Source organism: Mycolicibacterium vulneris (genome assembly GCF_002104765.1).
In the GTDB taxonomy this organism is placed as follows: Bacteria; Actinomycetota; Actinomycetes; order Mycobacteriales; family Mycobacteriaceae; genus Mycobacterium; species Mycobacterium vulneris.
Map to the genome: position 1 here is coordinate 1 of NZ_NCXM01000091.1, position 1089 is coordinate 1089.

Here is a 1089-nt window from a genome sequence, read left to right on the forward strand (position 1 = left end):
TCACTTGTGTTTCAGTGGCCCCTGACCGCCGATTTTTGTCGGTGGGTGCGGCTAGTTTCGGGGTGTGAGTTCCAGTGATCAGCAGGATGTCGACGCGGTGTTCGACGCGCTCGATGCCGCCTGGGATCGAGCCTGCGCGCTGAACTTCGACGCGCTCAGCGCGCAGCAGCAGCTGGCGGTGTTGGTGCGCTGCGAAAAGCAGCGCCGGCGCATCCCGGCCGTCGAGCATCCGCTGATCAATTCCCTTGCCCGCCAAGCCCCCTGCCTAGAACTCGGCGGCACATTGGTCCATGCCCTCGCCGAGGCGACACTGATCAGCCGCACCGAAGCCTCCCGGCGCATCAAAGAGGCACGCGACCTGGGCCCGCGCCACGGCCTGACCGGCGAACCGATCCCACCCGCCCTGGCCGCCACCGCCGCGGCCCAACGCGAGGGCACACTGGGAGCCGCTCAGGTGGCCGTGATCCGCAAGTTCTACCACCGCCTGCCCGGCTGGGTGGACCTGGCCACCCGCGAGCAGGCCGAAGCCCAACTGGCAGAATTCGGAACCCAGTTTCGCCCCGAACAACTCGCCGACCTGGCGCGGGGAATGGCCGATGTGCTCAACCCCGATGGCACCTTCACCGACGAGGACCGGGCGCGTCAGCGTGGCCTGACGCTGGGTAACCAGCACGCCGACGGCATGTCGGCGCTGCGCGGCTGGCTGACCCCCGAAGCGCGCGCCACGCTGGAAGCCGTCTTGGCCAAACTCGCCGCCCCCGGCATGTGCAACCCGCTCGACGACATCCCCTGCGTGGACGGCGCACCCAGCCAGGAAGCCATCGAGCGCGACCCGCGATCGGCCGGCCACCGCAACCATGACGCACTCAACGCGGCACTGCGCGCGCTGCTGGCCTCCGGAGAACTGGGCCAGCACAACGGCTTACCCGCGTCCATCGTCGTCACCACGACGCTGGCCGAGCTGGAGTCGGCGGCCGGCCGGGGCCTGACCGGCGGCGGCACCATCCTGCCGATGAGCGACGTCATCCGGTTGGCCCGCCACGCCCACCACTATCTGGCGATCTTCGACAAGGACAAGGCGCTGGCGCT

Annotated in this window: 1 protein-coding gene; it reads left to right on the plus strand. The window is 69.3% G+C overall.

Annotation, left to right across the window (positions count from 1 at the left end; translation table 11 throughout):
* Positions 1-64: 64 nt before the first annotated feature.
* Positions 65-1089, plus strand: a 1025-nt coding sequence (locus B8W69_RS29475) for a 13E12 repeat family protein (RefSeq protein ID WP_085293150.1), incomplete at its 3' end; no start/stop codon positions are given.